Annotated in this window: 15 protein-coding genes; 11 read left to right on the top strand and 4 right to left on the bottom strand. The window is 64.8% G+C overall.

The window, feature by feature from the left end; all coding sequences use genetic code 11:
* Nucleotides 1-231: a hypothetical protein gene (locus tag ACLCGK_RS17265; protein ID WP_410952527.1), complete on the bottom strand. Its 231-nt coding sequence runs from the start codon at nucleotides 229-231 to the stop codon at nucleotides 1-3.
* A 24-nt stretch (nucleotides 232-255) separates the two neighbouring features.
* Between ACLCGK_RS17265 and ACLCGK_RS17260 the strand changes: the two genes are divergently transcribed.
* Nucleotides 256-906 carry a hypothetical protein gene (locus tag ACLCGK_RS17260; RefSeq protein WP_410952526.1) on the top strand — a complete coding sequence of 217 codons (651 nt, stop codon included), beginning with the start codon at nucleotides 256-258 and terminating at the stop codon, nucleotides 904-906.
* Between the two features lie 9 nt (nucleotides 907-915).
* On the opposite strand, the gene yegQ is transcribed toward ACLCGK_RS17260, so the two are convergent.
* Nucleotides 916-2,235 (bottom strand): tRNA 5-hydroxyuridine modification protein YegQ, encoded by a 1,320-nt coding sequence (gene yegQ / locus ACLCGK_RS17255; protein WP_039614166.1) that lies wholly within the window; start codon nucleotides 2,233-2,235, stop codon nucleotides 916-918.
* Between the two features lie 133 nt (nucleotides 2,236-2,368).
* Between yegQ and ACLCGK_RS17250 the strand changes: the two genes are divergently transcribed.
* Entirely contained in the window at nucleotides 2,369-3,433 is a 1,065-nt protein-coding gene (locus ACLCGK_RS17250) for an AI-2E family transporter (RefSeq protein ID WP_085721153.1), read from the top strand.
* A gap of 41 nt (nucleotides 3,434-3,474) precedes the next feature.
* On the opposite strand, the gene phnX is transcribed toward ACLCGK_RS17250, so the two are convergent.
* Nucleotides 3,475-4,302, bottom strand: a complete 828-nt coding sequence (gene phnX / locus ACLCGK_RS17245) for a phosphonoacetaldehyde hydrolase (protein ID WP_015269646.1) — start codon at nucleotides 4,300-4,302, stop codon at nucleotides 3,475-3,477.
* 34 nt (nucleotides 4,303-4,336) lie between these two features.
* Complete coding sequence (locus ACLCGK_RS17240) at nucleotides 4,337-5,443, bottom strand: 2-aminoethylphosphonate--pyruvate transaminase (protein WP_410952525.1); 1,107 nt, start codon at nucleotides 5,441-5,443, stop codon at nucleotides 4,337-4,339.
* A gap of 112 nt (nucleotides 5,444-5,555) precedes the next feature.
* Here ACLCGK_RS17240 and ACLCGK_RS17235 point away from each other — a divergent pair, with 112 nt between their 5' ends.
* From ACLCGK_RS17235 to ACLCGK_RS17195, 9 genes are all read left to right on the top strand, one after another.
* Nucleotides 5,556-6,419 (top strand): LysR substrate-binding domain-containing protein, encoded by an 864-nt coding sequence (locus ACLCGK_RS17235; RefSeq protein ID WP_015269648.1) that lies wholly within the window; start codon nucleotides 5,556-5,558, stop codon nucleotides 6,417-6,419.
* A 57-nt stretch (nucleotides 6,420-6,476) separates the two neighbouring features.
* Nucleotides 6,477-7,499: an AraC family transcriptional regulator gene (locus ACLCGK_RS17230; RefSeq protein WP_015269649.1), complete on the top strand. Its 1,023-nt coding sequence runs from the start codon at nucleotides 6,477-6,479 to the stop codon at nucleotides 7,497-7,499.
* A gap of 78 nt (nucleotides 7,500-7,577) precedes the next feature.
* Entirely contained in the window at nucleotides 7,578-12,077 is a 4,500-nt protein-coding gene (locus ACLCGK_RS17225) for an NEL-type E3 ubiquitin ligase domain-containing protein (protein ID WP_410952524.1), read from the top strand.
* Nucleotides 12,078-12,197: 120 nt separating this feature from the next.
* Nucleotides 12,198-16,628, top strand: a complete 4,431-nt coding sequence (locus ACLCGK_RS17220) for a dermonecrotic toxin domain-containing protein (protein ID WP_410952523.1) — start codon at nucleotides 12,198-12,200, stop codon at nucleotides 16,626-16,628.
* Between the two features lie 122 nt (nucleotides 16,629-16,750).
* On the top strand, nucleotides 16,751-18,397 hold the full coding sequence (locus tag ACLCGK_RS17215; RefSeq protein WP_410952522.1) for an acyl-CoA synthetase: 1,647 nt from the start codon (nucleotides 16,751-16,753) through the stop codon (nucleotides 18,395-18,397).
* Nucleotides 18,398-18,409: 12 nt separating this feature from the next.
* Nucleotides 18,410-19,177, top strand: a complete 768-nt coding sequence (locus tag ACLCGK_RS17210) for an SDR family NAD(P)-dependent oxidoreductase (protein ID WP_144171974.1) — start codon at nucleotides 18,410-18,412, stop codon at nucleotides 19,175-19,177.
* An 11-nt stretch (nucleotides 19,178-19,188) separates the two neighbouring features.
* A complete protein-coding gene (locus ACLCGK_RS17205; RefSeq protein WP_024086601.1) occupies nucleotides 19,189-20,382 on the top strand; it encodes an acetyl-CoA C-acyltransferase in 1,194 nt (397 codons plus the stop codon).
* Between the two features lie 8 nt (nucleotides 20,383-20,390).
* Nucleotides 20,391-21,518, top strand: coding sequence for an acyl-CoA dehydrogenase (locus ACLCGK_RS17200; RefSeq protein WP_013971833.1), 1,128 nt, complete (start codon nucleotides 20,391-20,393; stop codon nucleotides 21,516-21,518).
* Nucleotides 21,519-21,531: 13 nt separating this feature from the next.
* Nucleotides 21,532-22,305 (top strand): enoyl-CoA hydratase, encoded by a 774-nt coding sequence (locus ACLCGK_RS17195; protein WP_013971834.1) that lies wholly within the window; start codon nucleotides 21,532-21,534, stop codon nucleotides 22,303-22,305.
* Nucleotides 22,306-22,502 lie beyond the last annotated feature (197 nt).

Raw genomic sequence — 22,502 nt, 5'->3', positions numbered from 1 at the left:
TCAAAAACGTGGGCGGATACCGGCGACCAGGCCTGTGCCTTGCTCGTGCCCGGTGTCGTTGCGGCCCCAGGGGCGGTCCGGTATCCAGCGGTTGGCCAGCAGCATAGCGCAAGCGGCCTTCAGGCGCAGCGCGGCCTGTTGCCCTTCACCAGCGTTGCCAGGCAGCCAGTCTACCTGCCAGGTACTGGTTCCGGATGCCGGCCTGTCATAACGCTGGCTAACGTGCGGCACACCTATCTGAGAGCCTGCTTGATCATGACCCTACCACTGGACTGCCTGTTGTACTCCAAGACCAATCTGATCGGCATCGGACCAAACCTGTCCGAAGAGGAACGCCTGGACGTGCAAACGTTGCTGGACCATGCCGATGAGTTCGCAAGCCGCTTTCTCGACCGGGACGAACTATGGAAAAGCTGGTTCGACCGCTTCCGCAATCGCCTGGAGAAACATGGCTGCGTAAGGACGGCCGCCCTGGAGTTACCGCCCCAGGTCATCAGGGACCATGACGATTTCGATACCAGGCTCGAGCCCATCGGCACAGGCAGCACACCGACGCTGTTGGCCCAACTGGCGCGCGCATCCATGCAGGAACTGCGAATCAGTGCACACGCCAGCAAGTTCCTGCAGTCGGGTTGGCAGAACGACGTCGCCTCATCCTTTCTGATCACACCCTGCCAGAAGGACGAGGAGGGCCAGATCCATCTGGCGGTCTACTCGTTTCGCTTCAATGGCACCGTGGAGATGCGCGACTTCGGATTCTGGAGCGAGACCCAGCGTGACATCGTCGTGTGGAACACCGGCACTATTTATCGTTTTGACGTGGAACGTTTTGCCGGTTTCCGTCAGCAGATTCGTAAAGAGTTGGGCGACCGACGGCTTGGTGCCGTTACCAGGATTGAACTATAGCCACCTTGCTCAAGCTGGCAGGTCACGCATCAACAGGCCATATGCCAACGGCACCTGCTCGGGAACAGGAAGGTAGATGGTGTGGCCATCGCCTGGGGCGACCTGAAGCGGTTGCTGCTGGCCGTTGCTCATGTGCTCGAGATCGAAGTGGTAGTTGCCGCGCGGGGTCATCAGTTCCAGGTGGTCGCCCACGGCGAAGCGATTCTTCACCTTGACCTCGGCCAGGCCGTCGACGCGTGCCCCGGTCAGCTCGCCAACGAACTGCTGGCGCTCGGACACCGAGTTACCGCGCTGGTAGTTCTGGTATTCGTCGTGCACATGGCGGCGCAAGAAGCCTTCGGTGTAACCGCGTTGGGCCAAGGATTCGAGGTTGTCCATCAGCGAGCGGTCGAATGGTCGCCCGGCCACCGCATCGTCGATCGCCTGGCGGTACGACTGCACGGCGCGGGCGCAGTAGAAGTGCGATTTGGTACGGCCTTCGATCTTCAGCGAGTGCACGCCCATGGCGGCCAGGCGCCCGACGTGCTGGATGGCGCGCAGGTCCTTGGCATTCATGATGTAGGTGCCGTGCTCGTCTTCGAACGCCGGCATTTCGGTGCCGGGGCGGTTGCTTTCCTGCAGCAGGAATACCTGCTCGGTCGGTGCACCCAGGCCCAGGGTCGGCTGCACTTCGCGCACGATGTCGCCGGTGGCGTTCTCGGTGGCCGGTGTGGCGTCGTACTTCCAGCGGCAGGCGTTGGTGCAGGTGCCCTGGTTGGCATCGCGCTTGTTGAGGTAGCCCGACAGCAGGCAACGGCCGGAGTAGGCCATGCACAGGGCACCGTGGACAAACACCTCCAGCTCCATGCCCGGCACCTGCTGGCGGATTTCCTCGATCTCTTCGAGCGACAGTTCGCGCGACAGGATTACCCGGCTCAGGCCCAGTTGCTGCCAGAATTGCACGCTGGCCCAGTTGACCGTGTTGGCCTGCACCGACAGGTGCACCGGCATCTGCGGAAAATGCTGGCGTACCAGCATTATCAGGCCTGGGTCGGACATGATCAGCGCGTCCGGTGCCATCTCGATCACCGGCGCCAGGTCCTTGAGGAAGGTCTTCAGCTTGGCATTGTGCGGGGCAATGTTGACCACCACGTAGAAGCGTTTGCCCAAGGCATGCGCCTCCTGGATGCCCAGGGCCAGGTTGGCATGGTCGAACTCGTTGTTGCGCACCCGCAAGCTGTAGCGTGGCTGGCCGGCGTAGACCGCGTCGGCGCCATAGGCGAAGGCGTAGCGCATGGTCTTGAGGGTGCCGGCGGGGGCCAGCAGTTCGGGCTTGGCGATAGGGGTCATGTGCGCACCGGAGCAAAAGGCGCGGATGCTAGGGCTGGCAGATACGGCGCGTATTGATTTGCATCAAGGAAATGGCGGCACTTTTGCCAAGGCGCGGTGCACTAATAACGCATAAGCCATGCGAGGACCCGCGATGAACCAGACCGCCCTGCAGAACAAAGCCCTGGCAGTACTGCTGGCGCTGGTGACCATTGCCTTCATCTGGATCCTGCTGCCGTACTACGGTGCGATCTTCTGGGCGGTGATACTCGGCATCCTGTTCGCCCCGCTGCAGCGCCACCTGCTGCTGCGTTTCGGCCGAAGGCGCAACCTGGCTGCGGCGGCCACCTTGCTGGTGTGCCTGCTGGTGGCGATCCTGCCGGTGATCATCACCAGCGCGCTGCTGGTGCAGGAGGGAGCCGCCCTGTACCAGCGCATCGAGCACGGGGAGCTGGATATTGCCGGTTATGTCGAACGCGGCAAGGACATGCTTCCGGCGTTTGCCCAGCAGGGCCTGGACAGCATGGGCATGGGCAACCTCGACGGGCTACGCGACAAGATCACCAAATGGGCCACCCAGGGCAGCCAGGTGCTGGCCAGCCAGGCGTTCAACTTTGGGCAGGGCACGTTCGAGTTCGTGATCAGCTTCGGCATCATGATGTACCTGTTGTTCTTCTTCCTGCGCGAAGGCGCGGAGGTCGCCCGCCAGGTGCGTCTGGCAGTGCCGCTGCCCGAACACCAGAAGCGCCGTTTGCAACTGAAGTTCAACCGTGTGGTGCGGGCGACGGTAAAAGGCAACGTGCTGGTGGCCATTACCCAGGGGGCGCTGGGCGGTTTCATTTTCTGGGTGCTGGATATCCCGAGTGCGCTGGTATGGGCGGTGCTGATGGCGTTTCTGTCGCTGTTGCCGGCGGTGGGGGCGGGGATCGTGTGGGCACCGGTGGCGGCGTATTTCCTGCTGACCGGTGCGATTTTGTCGGGGGTGATCCTCACCGCGTTCGGCGTGCTGGTGATCGGCCTGGTAGACAACTTGTTGCGGCCGATCCTGGTGGGCAAGGACACGCGCATGCCGGACTACCTGATTCTGGTGTCGACGCTGGGCGGGCTGGCGGTGTTCGGGCTCAACGGCTTCGTGATCGGGCCGTTGATCGCGGCGCTGTTCGTGTCGAGCTGGGCGATCTTCGCGGCAACCAAACCCCGGGTGCAGTTGCCGGAGTAGGGGCGGGCCTTGCTGGGGCTGCTTTGCAGCCCATCGCCGGGTCAGGATGTTTGCGGCATCTCACCCTTGGCCAGGCGCCGGTTGATGTCGGCGATCACTTCGGGCAGTTCGTTGATGGTGTCGATCAGGTAGTGCGGACGGGAGCCGGCGAACAGGGCGTGGATGCGCTGGCGCTCGCTTTCCAGCTTCTCGGCGCTCAGCGCGCGGTAGCCTTCCCAGGTCAGCCCCAGGGCATTGCCCGAGCACACCAGGGCCACGGTCCACATGCCGGCACGGCGGCCTTCGAGAATGCCCGGCACGGTATCGTCGACCTTCACGCACGCCGCCACGTCGTCGATTCCCAGCGCGATCACGTTGGCCAGGGCCTGGGCCGGCCATGGGCGGCCGTTCGGGGTTTCGTCGGTGGCCACCACATGGTCGGCCACGTAGCCGTTCTGCGCGGCCAGCTCCACCACCTTGTCCATCACCACCTTCGGGTAGCCCGAGCAAGAGCCGATCTTCAGGCCGTCCTGGCGCAGCCCGGTGAGAGTGTCCAGGGCGCCGGGGATCAGCGCCGAGTGCACGGCGATCTTCTCGATCTGCAGCGGCATGAAGCGGTTGTAGATGGCGGTGACATCATCGTCGGTCGGGGTACGGCCGAACACCTTGCGGTAGCGCTCGGCAATTTCCGGCACATCGCACAGGGTGCGGATGTGGTCCCACTTGCCCATGCCCATCGGGCCACGGGCTTCTTCGATGGACACCTGCACATCGAATTCGGCAAAGGCTTCGACAAAGATCTGGGTCGGGGCGAAGGAGCCGAAGTCGACCACGGTGCCGGCCCAGTCGAGGATGGCGGCTTGCAGCTGGGTAGGGTTGCTGTAGTTCATGTGCGCTTGTTCCTGAAATTGGGTGGGCAAAGGGTCAGATGTCCAGCACTTCCATTTCCCGCAGCACCTCGGCCACGGCATTCACGGCGGCCTGCATGCCATCCGCTCCGACCACGCCGATGCAGCCGACACGGAAGGTTTCCACCTGGGTCAGCTTGCCCGGGTAGAGGATGAAGCCCTTGGCCTTGACCCGCTCGTAGAAGTCCTTGAACTGGTAGCGGGGATCGTTCGGTGCGTGGAAGGTGACGATGATCGGCGCCTGGATCTCGGCGGGCAGGAAGCTGCGCAGGCCGATGGCGGCCATGCCGTCGAGCAAAGTCTTGCAGTTGTCGGCATAGCGCCGGTTGCGTGCCGGCAGGCCTCCCTCCTCGTTGTATTGCTGCAGCGCTTCGTGCAGGGCAGCGACCACATGGGTCGGCGGGGTGAAGCGCCATTGGCCGGTCTTGGCCATGTAGGTGTGCTGGTCGTGCAGGTCCATGGCCAGCGAGTGGGCGTTGCCTTCGGCAGCGGCCAGGGCGGTTTTCTCGGCGAACACGAAGCCCATGCCAGGTACCCCTTCCAGGCATTTGCCGGAGGCGGCGATCAGCGCCTCGAAGGGGATGGCGCGGGCATCGATCGGCAGTGCGCCGAACGAGCTCATGGCGTCGATGATCAGGCGCTTGCCGTGGCCTTTGACCACCTGGGCGATCTCGGGCAGCGGGTTGAGGATACCGGTGCTGGTTTCGCAGTGGATCAGCGCGACATGGGTGATGGCCGGGTCGGCGGCCAGCAGGCGGTCGACGTCGGCGGCGGTGGTCGGCTGGTCTTCGGCGGTTTCGAAGGTGCTGTAGGCACGGCCCAGCACTTTGCAGATCTTCGCCAGGCGCTGGCCATAGGCGCCATTGATCAGCACCAGGACCTTGCCGTCACGCGGCACCAGGGTGCCGATGGCCGCTTCCACGGCGAAGGTGCCGCTGCCTTGCAGGGGCACGCAGTGGTGGCTGGCGCTGCCGTCGATGATGGCCAGCAGTTGCTCGCAGACACTGGCAGTCAGTTGGTTGAAGTCGCGGTCCCAGGAGCCCCAGTCCACCAGCATGGCTTGGCGGGTGCGGATTGATGTGGTCAGGGGACCGGGGGTCAGCAGAATCGGGGCGTTGCTCATTCCGTTATTCCTCACAAGCGGTGGGCTGAAACTACGGGGCCTAGGTTGCAATTGGCGCTGTCATCAATCAAATTGTTTGTTGTTATCCGAGCTATAAGTAAGGCCGATAAATATGAACCTGTTCCAGTTGCGTGCCTTCGATGCCGTGGCCCGTGAGGGCAGCTTCACCCGTGCCGCCGCACGCCTGTTCATCAGCCAGCCGGCAGTGACCGGGCACGTGAAGGCGCTGGAGGAGCACTACCAGATCACCTTGCTGCGGCGTACCGCGCGGCGGGTTGAGTTGACCGAAGAGGGCACCCGCCTGGCAGCCATCACCCGCGCCATGTTCGGGCTGGCCGAAGAGGCGCAGGCCATGCTCGAGGCTAATCGCCAATTGCTGACCGGGCGCCTGGAGGTGGCGGCCGATGGCCCGCACCGGGTCATGCCGATGCTGGCGCTGCTGCGCGAGCGCTACCCGGGCATTACCGTCAACCTGCGCTTGGGCAATGCCCAGGAAACTTTGGCGGCATTGCTCAGCGAGCATGCCGACGTGGCCGTGCTGACCGAGATCGAGCCGCGCAAAGGCCTGCATCTGCAGAACCTGTGCGAGTCGCGGTTGTGCGCCTTGCTGCCGGCGGGGCATGCCTGGGCCAGCGGCGAAGGTGATTTGCCGCTGGCCGAGCTGCACCAGCAAATCATGGTGTTGCGCGAACCCAGCTCCACCACCCGGCGCACCTTCGACAAGGCCTGCAGCAAGGCCGCCGTGCAACCTCGGGTGCTGCTGGAGCTGGATAGCCGCGAGGCGGTGACCGAAGCGGTGGCCTCGGAGCTGGGCATTGGCGTGGTGTCGTCCACCGAAGTGGCCAATGACCCGCGGGTAGTGGCACGGCCGCTGGCCGGTGACGGCCTGGTCAACCAGCACCTGATCGGCTGCCTGGAGCGCCGCCGTGAGCTGCGCCTGATCCAGGCGTTCCTCGGCCTGGCGGCAGGGCTGTGATGGCTGTTTTCAACGGGGCGGCCTAAGATGGCCGGCATTGAGCCGACAGGACCGTCGATGAGCGAGAAAGACACCATTTCCATGCAGCTGGTGCGCGAGGCGCTGTTGCAGACCTGCCCCGCTGGCGAGCCCGATATCGGCTTGCTGGCCCGGGCGGGTATCGCCGTCGAACAGCTGCACCTGCCTGCGGCGCGAGTCAGCGCCGAGTCCTATGCCCGGCTCTGGCGTCTGCTGGCGCGGCGCTGCAACGATGAGTTCTTCGCCATGGACCCGCGCGGTCTGCGCAGCGGCAGCCTGGCGTTCATGTGTCGTGCCAGCATGGGCCAGCCGACCCTGGGCGCTGGCCTGGAAACCGCGCTGGCGTTCCTGTCACTGATGCTTGAAGACCTGCAGCCAAGCCTGGTGCGCCAGCAAGGCCTGGCCGAAATCGTCATCAACGAGCCGCGTGACACACCGCGCCGCGCTTTCACCTATTTCACCTTCTGGATGATCGTGCACGGTGTGACCTGCTGGCTGGCCGGGCGGCGTATCCCGATCCTGGCCATCGATCTGCGCTGTGCCGAGCCGCCGTTCTGCGATGACTACCGGGTGATGTTTTCGGAAAACCTGCAGTTCGAGCGCCCGCGCACGCGCATGATCATCGCTGCCGAATGCCTTGAGCTGCCGCTGCGGCGCAGCGAAGAAGAACTGCAGCGTTTTCTGGCCGAGGCGCCGGGCAACATCCTGGTCAAGTACCGTGACCCGGCCAGCCTCGGGCGGCGCATTCGCACCGACCTGCTGCGCCTGGATCCGGGGCAGTGGCCCGATGGTGACAGCCTGGCGCGGCAGTTGTGCCTGTCGCCCTCTACCCTGCGCCGGCGGCTGGCCGAAGAGGGTCAGAATTACCAGGGGTTGAAGGACAGCGTGCGGCGTGAGCTGGCGATTGCCTGGCTGAGCCAGGAAGACGCAGCCATGAGCGAAATCGCCGAACGCCTGGGTTTTGCCGACAGCAGTTCGTTCTACAAGGCGTTTCGCAAGTGGTTCGGCTGCAACCCCGGGCATTACCGTGCGCTGATCCTCAAGCGCGGCAGTGGCGGCTAGGGGACCACGCCTTCCCGCTGCCGGCCGCCGCCGCTGGCAAGCATCGTGACGAGTCGATCACTGACCAGGAAATCGACGATGTCTCAACCTGCCTTGCATCCCAAGTTGCTTCACCCCGCCGAAGACTTCATCGCCCAAAGCTTGCCCGCCTGGTTGAAGGCGGCCAAGCCCAAGCAGCTTGCCAGGCTGCAACTGCGTTTCAATGCCTATCTTGCGAGTCAGCGGCAGATGGCAGGGTTCGCCGACCGCCTGCAGCCTCTGGACCGTTTTGCCAAGCAACTGTTCGAGCCTGCCTTGCGTCAGGACAGCCAGCTGAAGCTGCAGGTTGACCTGGACAAGCTGGTGTGGCGCGAAACACGCGCACGGCTGGATGTGAGAACCGGCTTGATCCCTGATTATCAACCGTACTTCGTGCGCATGCCGGCCTTGCAAAAGCTGTTGCAGAACTTCAAGGCCAACGAGTCCTTCTTCCTCGGCACCGCCTTGACCCTCCCGGGAGCCCACCAGGACGAGCAGGTGGTGAGCGAAGACATCGACCGGATTGTCAGCCTGTGCCGCCAGGTGGATGTCGGCAGCGCCTACCAGCGGCACCTGGCGCAGGTATTGACCCCTGACTATGAAAAAGCCCTGACCACCGACCGGCGCCTGGAACTGGCCGTGGCGGTCGAGATCGCGGCCATCAAGCAGCAGCTGGATCCGCAAGACCTGCTGCTGCTGCGTGTCGCGTGCAAGGATGAACACGCCGTGATCAAGGGGCCGCTGCAGCTGGAGATCGGTGCGCTTGAGGTCCTTGGCTGCCGGGTGGATGGCGCGCTGGCGGTTGAATTGATCGAGCAGTCCCGCCACCAGTCCACGTTTCCCTTCGGGGTACCTGGGCGCTTGAAAAGAGTGATCCTGTACACCCCTGACGATCAGGCGCAACCCCTGCGCGCGTTCACCAACTGGGATGAGGCGAACCGCGTCCTGGCCACGGCGATGGGCAACCAGGACTATCGGCAGGCATTCGTGCGGCGCATTGCCTTGGGTGATCGCGCCACTTGTGAGCAGGCCCTGGCCACACGCTTGCAGGATGCACAACCTGACCTGGAACCCCGCAGGGTGTTGGAAGCGGGGGACGGTTTTGCGTCGATGGCCGCCTGGCACATTCAGCGAATCAAGGCCGATGCACGTTTCCTTGCGGTGCCCACCGCCCAGGCCGATGACGCGGCTTCGGAGCAGCGCCTGGACGAGCTCAAAGGCGCCGGCCTGGTATTGCTCAACCTGGCGGGCCTGTTCGTGCCGGTCATCGGGGCTTTGCTGCTGGCGGACCTTGCCAGGCAACTGTTGACCGAAACTTTCGAGGGCGTGCGTGACTGGCAGTTGGGCCATCAGCATGAGGCCTTGACGCATATGCTTCAGGTGGCCTTCAGCGTGGCAACCACCGGTGCGGTGGTTGTCGGTGTCCATCTGGCCCGCAGCGCATTCGTCGAAACCTTGGAGCCGATTATCACCGAGGATGGCCGGCAACGGCTTTGGCGCAATGAGCTGGCGCCTTACCAGGACATTACACCACCAGTACAGCTGAAGGAGCTCGACAACGGCTTGCTCGCCGAGGGTGAGCGCCATTGGTGGCGGTTGAATGGAGCCTTGTATCGGGTAAGGCAAACCGCCAATGGCGTCTGGCGCTTGCTGCATGCCGACGGTGAGGCAGCGTTCGGGCCGGTGCTGGAACGCTGCTCTGCGCGTGGCTGGCGGCTGGCTTATGAGCGGCCACTGGAATGGCAGGGCGCCGCGCTGTTGCTCGGGCGGCTCTGGCCGGCTGCGGCCGCGATGGACGCTGTGCGGGTGGAGCAGGTGCTGAAAGTCGCGGATGTCGACGAGGCCTACCTGCGTGGCCTGCTGGTGGAGCGGCGAGCGATGCCAGTGCAGCTGCGCGATACCTTGCAGCGCTTTGCCGTGGACGCGCGCGCGCAAGCCTTTTTCAGCCGGCTGGAAGCGGGGGAGGCCGATACCGATTCCGACTTGTGGCAATGGTGCATCGAAAGGCTGCAGCTGCAGGATGAAACCGTCGAAGAACAGGCGCTGTCGATCGGTGACGCGGCAATCGAGTTGCGTGAGGCGATGCTCGAGCATTTCTCCAGGCTTTACCTGGCTGACGACCCGCTGCTGGGATTGATCCAGCGCGACTTCCCGACGCTGCCAGAAGCCTATGCCCTCGATGTGCTGGAGCAGGCCACCGAGGCTGTGCGCTTGCGCATGCAGGCAGAGTCCCGTCTGCCGCTGGCGTTGGCTGAGCAGGCGCGGGTGGCCCTGCAACTGGCGCGCCTGACCCGCATGCGCGAAGCGTTGTACCTGCAAGGCAGTTACCGGCCGGAAGTGGTGGCGCTGGCCTTTGCCCTGCTGCGTCGGCATGGCCCCGGCGCTGCCGGGTTCAACCTGGTGTTGCGTCGTGACCCGTATGCTGGGGCGGCGATGGAACGGCTGTTCGCCGAGACCGACCTTGAGCAGGACGTGGTGCTGGTCAGGCGGGAAGGGCGCTTCCAGCTCTACAACGACAGAGGCTTGCCGGATGAGCGCGAGGTCGCCGCCCCCGAGGGGCTGTTCGAGGTGCTGGCCGCTTGCCTGCCCGTGGAATACCGGGTGCGACAGGGTTGGAATGGCACCGATGCGCCGACCAGAATCCGCGAGCAGATGCAGGCCTGGCTACCCGGTGACCGGCAGGCCCTGCTGCGCCTGCTCGGCTGGCGGGAGGCAAGGCCCATGGCATCGCCCATGCAGCGTTTGGCCGATGGCCGAGCGGGCTATCCACTGGGTGGCTGCCAGTCGTGCATCGGCTCGCCGGAGCGTGTGGTGCGGCAGCGGGTGCGGGCCTTGTACCCCGGTATCGGGGATGTCGGCGTCGATCGCTATGTCCAGAGCCTGTTGGACATGCGCGGGGGCCTGTTCGAGAACCTGCTGCGTGTCGAGCAGGAATACCGCCGCCTGGATGACAGCTTGCAGGCCTGGGTTGCAGAGGTGGCGGGCAGCGCCAGCCGCGCACGCCGACGCGTCGCAGATTCGTTGCGGCGTGCCTGGCAGATGCGCAGCGACCGCGCCGTCGGGGCTATCGGCAACGATGCGGTGCTAAGCCTGAGCATCGTCGCCGTGCCGGTGGGCAGCCTGCCTGTATTGCCGATCGGGACGGACTTCTCGCACGTGTCGGAATTGACCCTGTCGGCGCTCGGTCTGGATGCCATCCCGCCGGGGTTCCTCGCCTGCTTCCCCGATCTGCTGTGCCTGGACATGAGCGACAACGCCTTGCGCGCGCTACCTGCGGGGCTGGAGCGGTTGACCGCCTTGCGCCAGTTGCTGATGCCGCGCAACCGTATTCGTATCTCGGAGCCGCAGGCCAATGTGCTGACCGACCTGGCGCTCTTGCGTTCGCTGGACCTGAGTGACAACCCGCTCGGCGACATCAGGCTACAGTTCGAGCGGCTGCCCAGCTTGCGGATCCTGCGCTTGAACCGGGTGCAGATGGCGGCGCTGCCCCGGGGCCTGGAGTGGTGTGGCCTGTTGGTGTTCGCCGACCTTCGCAACAACCAGATAGCCGAGTTGCCGGCAGCCTTGTTTCAGGCCCCGTTGCAGTTGCGCCGTGCCATGCACCTGGAGGGCAATGCGCTGCCAGTGCAGGATCTCGATCGCCTTTATGCCGCCGAACGCCTGCTGGCCACGCCCCGCCCGCAACGGCACGCCCCGGCCCGGGAACAATGGCTGCAGACCCTGGACCCAGCGGCGCGGCAGGAGCAGCAAGGGAAATGGGATGCGCTGAATGCCGAGCCCGGCAGCCTGGCTTTCTTCGAGCTGCTCAGGCAACTGACGAGCACGGCCGAATTCAGCAAGGCGCCGGCCGAACTCGGGTTCAGGGTATGGGCAATGCTGGATGCCGCCCATGCCGATACCACCACGCGCATGGCGCTGTTTGACCTGGCAGCGGAGCCCACCACCTGTGTGGACAGCGTTTCCACCGTGTTCAGCCGCCTTGAGGTGCGCATGCATGTCGAGCAGGTCACCCGCGGCGGCGACCCGATTTCGACTCGCGCGGCACGCCTGCAGTTGGCCAAGCGGCTGTTTCGCGTGCACTGGGTAGAGAAAATCGCCCGACGCGAAATCGACGCCCGCTACCAGGACGGACGTTGGAGCCGCGGGAACCATGATGAAGAGGAGGTGGAGGTCAATCTTGCCTACCTCAGCGGCTTGGCCCAGCGCCTGGACCTGTTGGGCCAACCTCGCCACATGCAGTTTGGCAGGCTGGCCAACGTGTCGCCGCTGCAACTGGAGGAGGCCTTCAAGGAAGTGCTTGAGGTGGAGGCGGGCGAGCAACGGATCGTGTTCATCAGCGAGCGTGATTTCTGGTTGCCGGTACTGCGGGCAGAGCATGCGGACGACTTCGAAAGCCTGGAAACGCAATTCTCCCTGCGGCTGGAAACACTGGACGAGCAAAGGGAGGCCTTGACCAGTGACGAGTACTGGAACCTGAGCAACGCTCTGCGCGACGAGCGCGAGCAGGCCCTGGCCAGCCTTGCCCAGCGCCTTACGCGCGAAGCGTTCATGGTGCCGTGACGGCCCTTCAGGGGCGGCACGCAGTGTGCCGCCCTGCTTCTACTGCAGGGGTTCCCTCTGCGCAAGCACCGGCAGGTTGCACACCATGCGTGGCTTTCGACAGTCATCCAGGGACCTGCCATGACCCGCGAACCACACGCCCCACAGCCCGCCTCTGCGTCTTCCAGCCACTTGCACGACGGTTTCATCGGTGACCGGTTGCCTGCCTGGCTCAAACAGGCCACGCAAAGCCAGATACGCACCTTGCGCGAAAGCCTGGAAGCCCATCATGCCACCCAGGCCCGGTTGCGCGGGATCACCCTGGCGTTGCCGTCACCGCAGCAGTTCGCCGAACGGCAATTCGCCAGTTTGTTGCGCGAGCCGCTGCCGGGCGACGTAGCGTTCTGGCAGTTGGAGTGGCTGGAGGTTTCCCATCGTTTTTCGTCCACGCCCGGCGCAGAGCCGCCATTTCCCACTTACGGGCAACGGCGTGAAAACGGCTTGCTCCGCCTGATGCGCAACTTTGCCGTCAGCAACGATTTCTACCTGGGAACCGGGTTGGTCGCGCCGGGGCAGGAACGGGTACTTTCGCGAGGCACCGATGAACTGGTCGAGGCGTGCCGCAAGCTCGATGCCGGGCGCCTGTACCAGCAGGAACTGGACCGCACATTCGATGCCGCGGCACAGCGCATCTTGTGTGAAGACAAACGCTCCGGGCTGCGCCTGGCCGTGCAGGTTGCCGCGCTGAAAGGCGAGATTACCGAGCCGGTCAAGGAGGCATTGCACGCCCTGGTGGATAAACCCGCGGATCGGCGATCTGCCAGCCTCACGGGCCACCCGGGCCTGCTCGAAGCCCTCGGTTGCCCAGTGGCAGATGGTGTGTGGATTCAACTTCGCGACAGACATGGGCAAACGCAGGGCGGCGTGCTCTACCTGCCCAGTGACCCGGTACAGGCGTTGCGACACTTCGACAGCCATGCCTCGATCAACCGCGCGCTGGTGGCCGAGCTGCGCCATGAACCCTATCGCCAGTCATTCAGCCAGTTGATCGGCCTGGATCAGCGTGCCGGGTTCATGCACAAGCTGCGGGCCCGACTGGAGGATGACCAGCCGGACCTGGAGCTCGATGGCAGCGTGCCGCAGCATGACATTTTCCAGGCGCTGGCTGCACAGCAGACAAACCGGGTGAAGCAGGATGGCCGCCTGTTGCTGGTGCCGACCGCCGATGCCGATGAAGCTGCGTCGCGTGAACGGCATGAGGCGTGGAAGGCCGCCGGCCTCGATGTGCTCAACCTCGCTGGCCTGTTCATTCCGGTGGTGGGTGGCTTGCTGCTCGGGCAACTGGTGGCCCACACCCTCTCGGAGGTTTTCGAGGGCACGCAGGACTGGTTGCGAGGCCATCAGCACGAGGCGCTGGAGCACATGCTGGGCGTTGCCGAGATACTGGCGGGCACCGCCGCGACGGTGGCGGGCGTCACCTTCGTGCGCAGCGCGTTCGTCGCGGCGCTGGAGCCGGTAAGGCTCGCCAATGGGGCGGGGCGCTTGTGGGCCGGTGACTTGGCGGTCTTTGCCTCGACACCTGGAACGGTCACCTTGGGCGCGGACGGTGCCTATGCCGATGGAGGGCGCCGCTGGATAAAGGCCGACGGAGTCTTCTACGAGGTTCACCGGCCTGACCCCGATGGTCCCTGGCGTCTGCGCCATCCCGGTCGCGAAGAGGCGTATGGCCCGGTCGTGCTGCACAATGGCGAACGTGGCTGGCGCCTGATGCACGATGAGCCGCAGCGCTGGCGCGACCCTGCGAAAATGCTCGATACCCTTTGGCCGCGCAATCAACCTTTCGATAGCCAGCAGGCGCAGCAGATCTTGCGCATGGCCGGCATCGATGAGGACGAGCTGCGCGGCCTGCTGGTGGAAAACCGGCGAACGCCCGCCAGCTTGCGGGAAACCCTCAGGGCATTCGATGCCGATGCTCGGATCGACACATTCTTTCGCGATCTGGAGCGCGACACTGTCTCCGATCAGGACTTGCAGCTGCTGGCCTGGTGCGAGGCCCGACCGGGCAGTAAAAAAGGGCGTGCCGCAGTGCTTGCGGACCGACCAAGGTCAAGCGACCTGCTGTTCGCTCGGCTGACACGCCTGCAAGAATCGTCGGAACCTTTGCTCAAGCCGCTGATGGCGCTGGGGTTGCCTGAACCCTATGCGCGCGATCTGGCCGATGGGGCAAGTCACGAGGCCCGTCAGCAGTTCGTCAACAGTGGGCAGCTGTCGCACAGGTTGGCCATCCAGGCCAGGTCATTGTGCTCGGTGGCGAAGGTGAGCAGGGCGATGGCAGGGCTTTATCTGCCGAGCGCGTATAGCGATGAAACGGGAATGCTTGTGTTGGCATTGCTGAATGTCGAGGCCATGGATGCGTTCAGCCTGGCATTGAGAAAAGCTGTTTCCGATGCCGTGGAGCTGAAGCGCATCGGTTCGGTTGCTGACGTGGTCGACCAGCGGGTGCTGGTGCGTGAGCAAGGGGTTTTTGCCCTGTACGACGGGCGAGGCCGAAAACTCGCGATGCAGCCACCTGCGTCCTCGGACGTTTTCCAGGCCGTGCTGGCCGCGCTCAAGTCGCGCAACCTGCTGGGGCGGTTGGGCCTGGCCGAGAACGCCAATGCCGAGCGCCTGCGCGAGAAGCTCATGGCGTACCTGGGTACCCATGAGGAAATAGCCCGCATGCTGGGCTGGGCGTCGACGGAGCGTTGGTTCAACCCTGGGCAGCGCCTTGCCGATGGCCGCGTCGGTTTCCTGCTCAGCGGGCGCGCGGCACTGCCCACCACACCCAGGGAACAACTGCGGGCCGGCCTGAGGCGATTCTTCCCGGGGCTGGGCGATTCGCTGGAAACGCAAGTTGACCGCTGGCTGCTGCAGAATGTGCCGGTCGCCGATGCGCTCCTGGCGCTTCAGGACGATTTTGAGCAGTTGAACCGCGCGCTCAATGGCTGGGTGTCGGCTGCGGCGAGTGACACAATGCGGGCGCGACGCCAGCTGTTCGCCGAACGATTGCTGCGTGCCTGGCAGGCGCTTGGCGACCATGTGGAGGTCGACAGTGACGGCAAGCGCCAGGGGTTGCGCCTGGTCCTGAATGACTTGCCAACCGATTCGTTGCCGGTCATGCCTGCACCTATCGATTTCTATCACGTAACCACCCTGGTACTGAGCGAGACGACCATCGGGGTGGTGAACGAGGAGTTTCTGCGGGCATTCACCTACCTGCAGGAGCTGGACCTGAGCCACAACCAGCTGTTGCGCTGCCCGCGCGGGCTTGGCTACCTGACCAACCTGCGCCGGTTGCGCCTGGGGCATAACCGCATTCGCCTGGATGCCCATGCCATCGAAGCACTGAACGGGTTGCCGCTGCTCAGCCACCTCGACCTGAGCTACAACAGCCCGCTGGGGGTGTACGAAATGCGCTTCCATCACCTGCCTCATCTGATCGAGCTGAATTTGCGCCGCTGCGGGCTCAGCGAGTGGCCCAGAGGGCTCGAGCTGTGTGGCTTCCTGCAACGAGCCGACCTGCGTGACAATTTCCTGCGGGGTGTGCCTGACGGCGTGCTGGCCATGCCGCTGGAGTTTCGCCAGCGCATCCTGATTGATGGCAACCGCCTGACCATGGCCGATTACGGCAAGCTGTATGCCTTGGAGCCGCTTCTGGAAGAGCCGCAGGAAGAGATCGGCCGAGCCTGGTGGGTCGGTTCCGACTCCGCCAGCCATGGGCGCGGCGAGCTTTGGGACCGGCTGAGCACCCGGGACGAAAACGCCCGCCTGTTCGATCTGCTGGAGCTTTTGCAAGGCTTGGCGGACTTCAGCTGGCCCAAGGCTTATCTGCTGCGCATGGGCTGGCAATGCCTGTCGATGCTGGAGACAGACGTCGAGTTCGCTCGCCAGGCGCAACTGGCGGCCGACGATGTGGTGATGGATGACAACGGTGCCATCGACCTGTTCAGCCGACTGCTGCGTCTGCATGCCGAGCGCGACGCGGCAGGCGATAGCGCCCAATCCCGTGGCCCGAGGTTGCTGGCATTGGGGCGCGCCTTGCAACGCCTGGACCGCCTTGACGAGTATGTCGAGGCCGAGCGGCAAAACCTCGAAGGCTTCGCTGAGCCTGCAGTACTGGCGACGTTGGCAATGCGCTACAGGGTGCGCTTGCGGACCAGGCTCAGGTTGCCGTTCCAGCCTGCCAGAATGCGCCTCAGGGCGGCCGCCGTAGGGTTGAGCGAGCATCGGCTGCAGGCGGCAGAGGCAGCCGTGGGAAGGGCGGACGTTCTCGATGATGTAGTGGCCGACTTGTGCACGCGCGCGTTCTGGCAGCGCTTTGTGCAACAGCACTTTGCGCAGCCGTTCAACGACCTGGAGCAGCTCGCCGGTGAGCAGCGGGCGGCACTGGCGGTACGGCGCGATGAACTGGGTGAGGCACAGTATCTGAACCAGGCACAGGCACTGGATGCGCAGCTGCAGGCCGATCGGCTGGCGTTGCAACAGCAGCTGACCCGGCACTACGTGATCAGCCTGGAGCGCGCACCGGGCTGATGGCCACCGGCCAAACCGGTCATCCAGTTTGACAACTTAGGCCATTGCCGCGACGCCAGCGCGGCGCGAACATCGTCGGACCGATGGTTCAACTCCAAAAACAAGAAACCAGGAGTCCGACGATGCGCGATTACACCGAGGCCGCTCGTGCGTTCGACCATGGCCAGGCCGCTGCGGCGGCGCTGCATGGCAACCTCGAAGCCCTCAATGCCTGTGTCGAATGTTGCGACCGCCATGCCGGTGAGGGCAAGACCGCACTGGTCTGGGAAGACCGCGAGGGCAACAGCGAGCGGTTGAGCTTCGACCAGTTGCAGGCACTGGCTGCCCGTTTCGCCAATGTGCTCGAAGCGCAAGGCGTGGGTGCGGGTGACCGGGTTGCCGGCCTGATGCCGCGTACCCCCGAGCTGCTGGTCACCATCCTCGCCACCTGGCGTCTCGGCGCGGTGTACCAGCCACTGTTCACCGCGTTCGGCCCCAAGGCCATCGAACATCGCCTGGAGCAGTCCCACGCCCGGGTGGTCGTTACCGACAGCCACAACCGCGCCAAGCTGGACGATGTGCACGCCTGCCCGACCATCATCACCGTCAATGCCCGCAATGGCGAGCTGGACTTCCAGCAGTGCCTGGACAAAGCCGCAGACAAATGCGAGCCGGTCATGCGCTCGGGCAACGACCCGTTCCTGCTGATGTTCACCTCCGGCACCACCGGCCCGGCCAAGCCACTGGAAGTGCCGCTGCGTGCCATCGTCGCGTTCCAGGGCTACATGCGCGATGCCATCGACCTGCGCCCCGAGGACAACTTCTGGAACCTGGCCGACCCGGGCTGGGCCTATGGCCTGTATTACGCGGTCACCGGCCCGCTGTCGCTGGGCCATGCCACCACCTTCTACGATGGCCCGTTCAGTGTTGAAAGCTGCGCACGGGTGATCGACAAGCTGGGCATCACCAACCTGGCCGGCTCGCCCACCGCGTACCGCCTGCTGATTGCCGCCGGGGATGACTTCTCGGCACCGATCAAGGGCCGCCTGCGGGTGGTCAGCAGTGCCGGCGAACCGCTCAACCCGGAAGTGATCCGCTGGTTCGCCGACGAACTGGGCGTGACCATCCATGACCACTACGGGCAGACCGAACTGGGCATGGTGCTGTGCAACCACCATGGCCTGCAGCACCCGGTACACCTCGGCTCGGCCGGCTTCGCCATCCCCGGCCACCGCATCGTGGTGCTGGACGAGCAGGGCAACGAACTGCCCGCCGGCCAGCCGGGCATCCTCGCGGTCGACCGCGAGCAGTCGCCGCTGTGCTGGTTCGCGGGCTACCACGGCCTGCCGACCAAAGCCTTCGTCGGCAAGTACTACCTCAGTGGCGACACCGTCGAACTGAACCAGGACGGCAGCATCAGCTTCGTCGGCCGCAGCGACGATGTGATCACCACCTCCGGCTACCGGGTCGGCCCGTTCGACGTCGAGAGCGCACTGATCGAGCACGCAGCGGTAATCGAAGCGGCGGTGATTGGCAAACCGGACCCGGAACGTACCGAGCTGATCAAGGCCTTCGTGGTGTTGGCAAGCGGTTACCAGGGCAACGCCGAGCTTGAAGAGGCTTTGCGCCAGCACGTGCGCCAGCGCCTGTACGCCCATGCCTACCCAAGGGAAATCGAATTCGTCAGCGAGCTGCCCAAGACCCCGAGCGGCAAGCTGCAACGCTTCATCCTGCGCAACCAGGAAGTCGCCAAACAACAAGCGCAACAGGCCACCCCTGCCAGCGCCTGAAAGGAACCGATCATGCAGATAGCCAACAAACACTTCATCGTCAGCGGCGCCGCCTCCGGGCTGGGCGCTGCCACCGCGCAGATGCTGGTCGAGGCCGGCGCCAAGGTCATGCTGGTCGACCTCAATGCCCAGGCCGTAGAAGCCAAGGCCCGTGAACTGGGTGACAATGCCCGCTTCGCGGTAGCCGACATCAGTGACGAGCAGGCCGCCCAGGCGGCGGTTGATGCGGCCGTCAGCGCCTTTGGCAGCCTGCACGGGCTGGTCAACTGCGCCGGCATCGTCGGTGCTGAGAAAGTGCTGGGCAAACAGGGCCCGCATGGCCTTGCCAGCTTTGCCAAGGTCATCAACGTCAACCTGATCGGCAGCTTCAACCTGCTGCGCCTGGCCGCCGCGGCCATGGCCGAAGGGGCTGCCGATGAGGGGGGCGAGCGCGGGGTGATCATCAACACCGCCTCCATCGCCGCCTATGACGGCCAGATCGGCCAGGCGGCCTACGCTGCTTCCAAGGGCGCCATCGCCAGCCTGACCCTGCCGACCGCCCGCGAACTGGCGCGCTTCGGCATCCGTGTGATGACCATCGCCCCGGGCATCTTCGAAACGCCGATGATGGCCGGCATGACCGAGGAAGTACGCGCCTCGCTGGCCGCCGGCGTGCCATTCCCTCCGCGCCTGGGTCGCCCGCAGGAGTACGCCGCGCTGGCCCGCCACATCATCGAGAACAGCATGCTCAACGGCGAGGTGATCCGCCTCGACGGCGCACTGCGCATGGCTGCCAAGTAAGGAGAGCGAACATGACCCTCGCCAATGACCCGATCGTTATCGTCAGCGCCGTGCGCACGCCCATGGGCGGCCTGCAGGGCGACCTCAAGAGCCTGACCGCGCCGCAGCTGGGCAGCGCCGCCATCCGTGGTGCCGTGGAGCGTGCCGGCATCGATGCTGCCAGTGTCGAGCAGGTGCTGTTCGGCTGCGTGCTGCCGGCTGGCCAGGGCCAGGCACCGGCGCGCCAGGCCGCGCTGGGCGCCGGGCTGGACAAACACACCACCTGCACCACCTTGAACAAGATGTGCGGTTCGGGCATGCAGGCGGCGATCATGGCCCATGACCTGCTGCTGGCCGGTACCGCCGATGTGGTGGTGGCCGGTGGCATGGAAAGCATGACCAATGCGCCGTACCTGCTGGACAAGGCCCGTGGCGGTTACCGCATGGGCCACGGCAGGATCATCGACCACATGTTCATGGACGGCCTGGAAGACGCCTACGACAAGGGCCGCCTGATGGGTACCTTTGCCGAAGACTGCGCCCAGGCCAATGCCTTCAGCCGCGAAGCCCAGGACCAGTTCGCCATCGCCTCGCTGACCCGCGCCCAGGACGCTATCAAGAGTGGTCGCTTTGCTGCCGAGATCGTGCCGGTCGAGGTTACCGAGGGCAAGGAGAAGCGCGTCATCAAGGATGACGAACAACCGCCCAAGGCGCGCCTGGACAAGATCCCGCAGCTCAAGCCGGCCTTCCGCGAAGGCGGCACGGTGACCGCCGCCAACTCCAGCTCGATTTCCGACGGCGCTGCGGCGCTGGTGCTGATGCGCCGCTCCGAAGCCGACAAGCGCGGCCTCAAGCCGCTGGCGGTGATCCACGGCCACGCCGCTTTTGCCGACACCCCGGCACTGTTCCCTACCGCGCCGATCGGTGCCATCGACAAGCTGATGAAACGCACTGGCTGGAACCTGGCCGAGGTCGACCTGTTCGAGATCAACGAGGCTTTCGCCGTGGTCACCCTGGCGGCCATGAAGCACCTCGACCTGCCGCACGACAAGGTCAATATCCATGGCGGCGCCTGCGCCCTCGGCCACCCGATCGGCGCTTCCGGCGCGCGCATCCTGGTGACCCTGCTGTCGGCCCTGCGCCAGAACAACCTGCGCCGTGGCGTGGCGGCCATCTGCATCGGCGGTGGCGAGGCCACGGCCATGGCTGTCGAATGCCTGTACTGAGGTGAATCATGCTGGTAACTGACGAGCAACAACAGATCGCCGACGCGGTACGCGCCTTTGCCCAGGAGCGCCTGAAACCGTTTGCCGAGCAATGGGACAAGGAACACCGCTTCCCCAAGGAGGCCATCGACGAGATGGCCGAGCTGGGCCTGTTCGGCATGCTGGTGCCGGAGCAGTGGGGCGGCAGCGACACCGGCTACGTGGCCTATGCCATGGCCCTGGAGGAAATCGCCGCCGGTGACGGCGCCTGCTCGACCATCATGAGCGTGCACAACTCGGTGGGCTGTGTGCCGATCCTGCGTTTTGGCAGCGAGCAGCAGAAAGAACAGTTCCTCACCCCGTTGGCCAGCGGTGCGATGCTCGGCGCCTTCGCCCTGACCGAACCGCAGGCAGGCTCCGACGCCAGCAGCCTGAAGACCCGTGCACGTCTGGATGGCGACCACTACGTGCTCAATGGCAGCAAGCAGTTCATCACCTCCGGGCAGAACGCCGGGGTGGTGATCGTGTTCGCCGTGACCGACCCGGACGCCGGCAAACGCGGGATCACTGCTTTCATCGTGCCCACCGATTCGCCGGGCTACCAGGTGGCGCGGGTCGAGGACAAGCTCGGCCAGCACGCCTCCGACACCTGCCAGATCGTTTTCGACAATGTGCGCGTGCCGGTGGCCAACCGCCTGGGCGCCGAAGGCGAGGGCTACAAGATTGCCCTGGCCAACCTCGAAGGCGGCCGTATCGGCATCGCCTCGCAGGCGGTGGGCATGGCCCGCGCGGCGTTCGAAGTGGCGCGTGACTACGCCAACGAGCGGCAGAGCTTCGGCAAGGCGCTGATCGAGCACCAGGCGGTGGCCTTCCGCCTGGCCGACATGGCGACGAAGATTGCCGTGGCCCGGCAGATGGTGCTGCACGCTGCCGCGCTGCGCGATGCCGGGCGCCCGGCGCTTGTGGAAGCGTCGATGGCCAAGCTGTTTGCCTCGGAAATGGCCGAAAAGGTCTGTTCGGATGCCTTGCAGACCCTGGGCGGTTATGGCTATCTGAGCGACTTCCCGCTGGAGCGGATCTACCGCGACGTTCGGGTTTGCCAGATCTACGAAGGCACCAGCGACATTCAGCGCATGGTCATTGCGCGCAATCTTTGAAGGAGCAGACTGCATGGCATTCGAAACCATCCTGTTGGATATCCACGGCAAGGTCGGCCTGATCACCCTCAACCGCCCGCAGGCGCTGAACGCGCTGAACGCGCAGATCGTCGGCGAGATCAACCAGGCCCTGGACCAGCTCGAGCGCGATCCGAACATCGGCTGCGTGGTGCTGACCGGTTCCGCCAAGGCCTTTGCCGCTGGTGCCGACATCAAGGAAATGGCCGAGCTGCAATACCCGCAAATCTACGTTGACGACCTGTTCAGCGATTCCGACCGCATTGCCAACCGGCGCAAGCCGATCATTGCCGCGGTATCCGGTTTTGCCCTGGGCGGTGGCTGCGAGCTGGCGATGATGTGTGACTTCATCCTGGCGGCGGACAATGCCAGGTTCGGCCAGCCGGAAATCAACCTTGGCGTGCTGCCGGGCATGGGCGGCACCCAGCGCCTGACCCGCGCGGTGGGCAAGGCCAAGGCCATGGAACTTTGCCTGACCGGTCGCCTGATGGGGGCTGAGGAAGCGGAGCGTGCCGGGCTGGTGGCGCGTATCGTGCCGCAGGCGGAGCTGGTGGAAGAGGCGCTGAAGGTGGCCGCGACCATTGCCAGCAAGTCGATTCCGGTGAGCATGATGGTCAAGGAGAGCGTCAACCGTGCGTTCGAAGTCACCCTCAGCGAAGGTGTGCGCTTCGAGCGGCGGGTGTTCCATGCGGCGTTTGCTACCGAAGACCAGAAAGAGGGGATGGCTGCGTTCATTGCCAAGCGCGAGGCGCAGTTCAAGGACCGCTGATTGGAATCGGCGTAGCTGTTGCCGTTGCTTTTGCTTTTGCTTCTAAGCGCACGGTAGCTCAGGCGCCGCCGATTGCGACTTCAGGAGGCCGAGCGAAGGGACTGCGGAGGGAGGTGACGGGCATGGATGCCCGTCAAGCGCTGAGGCCCCATGGATGGGGCCTGCAGCGCGTACTCCCGGGAGCAGGCCCGTAGCGA

It is taken from the genome of Pseudomonas sp. S1(2024) (assembly GCF_046557535.1).
Note: the sequence above shows the minus strand (reverse complement) of the source record. Positions and strands in the feature narration are given on the sequence as shown.

What these genes read in the sequence shown, in the direction of transcription:
- ACLCGK_RS17210 (WP_144171974.1), top strand. Translation starts at nt 18,410, where the DNA reads ATGCAGATAGCCAACAAACACTTCATCGTCAGCGGCGCCGCCTCCGGG.
- ACLCGK_RS17220 (WP_410952523.1), top strand. Translation starts at nt 12,198, where the DNA reads ATGACCCGCGAACCACACGCCCCACAGCCCGCCTCTGCGTCTTCCAGC.
- ACLCGK_RS17240 (WP_410952525.1), bottom strand. Translation starts at nt 5,443, where the DNA reads ATGAGCAACGCCCCGATTCTGCTGACCCCCGGTCCCCTGACCACATCA.
- ACLCGK_RS17250 (WP_085721153.1), top strand. Translation starts at nt 2,369, where the DNA reads ATGAACCAGACCGCCCTGCAGAACAAAGCCCTGGCAGTACTGCTGGCG.
- phnX (WP_015269646.1), bottom strand. Translation starts at nt 4,302, where the DNA reads ATGAACTACAGCAACCCTACCCAGCTGCAAGCCGCCATCCTCGACTGG.
- ACLCGK_RS17225 (WP_410952524.1), top strand. Translation starts at nt 7,578, where the DNA reads ATGTCTCAACCTGCCTTGCATCCCAAGTTGCTTCACCCCGCCGAAGAC.
- ACLCGK_RS17200 (WP_013971833.1), top strand. Translation starts at nt 20,391, where the DNA reads ATGCTGGTAACTGACGAGCAACAACAGATCGCCGACGCGGTACGCGCC.
- ACLCGK_RS17260 (WP_410952526.1), top strand. Translation starts at nt 256, where the DNA reads ATGACCCTACCACTGGACTGCCTGTTGTACTCCAAGACCAATCTGATC.
- ACLCGK_RS17235 (WP_015269648.1), top strand. Translation starts at nt 5,556, where the DNA reads ATGAACCTGTTCCAGTTGCGTGCCTTCGATGCCGTGGCCCGTGAGGGC.
- yegQ (WP_039614166.1), bottom strand. Translation starts at nt 2,235, where the DNA reads ATGACCCCTATCGCCAAGCCCGAACTGCTGGCCCCCGCCGGCACCCTC.
- ACLCGK_RS17230 (WP_015269649.1), top strand. Translation starts at nt 6,477, where the DNA reads ATGAGCGAGAAAGACACCATTTCCATGCAGCTGGTGCGCGAGGCGCTG.
- ACLCGK_RS17195 (WP_013971834.1), top strand. Translation starts at nt 21,532, where the DNA reads ATGGCATTCGAAACCATCCTGTTGGATATCCACGGCAAGGTCGGCCTG.
- ACLCGK_RS17205 (WP_024086601.1), top strand. Translation starts at nt 19,189, where the DNA reads ATGACCCTCGCCAATGACCCGATCGTTATCGTCAGCGCCGTGCGCACG.
- ACLCGK_RS17215 (WP_410952522.1), top strand. Translation starts at nt 16,751, where the DNA reads ATGCGCGATTACACCGAGGCCGCTCGTGCGTTCGACCATGGCCAGGCC.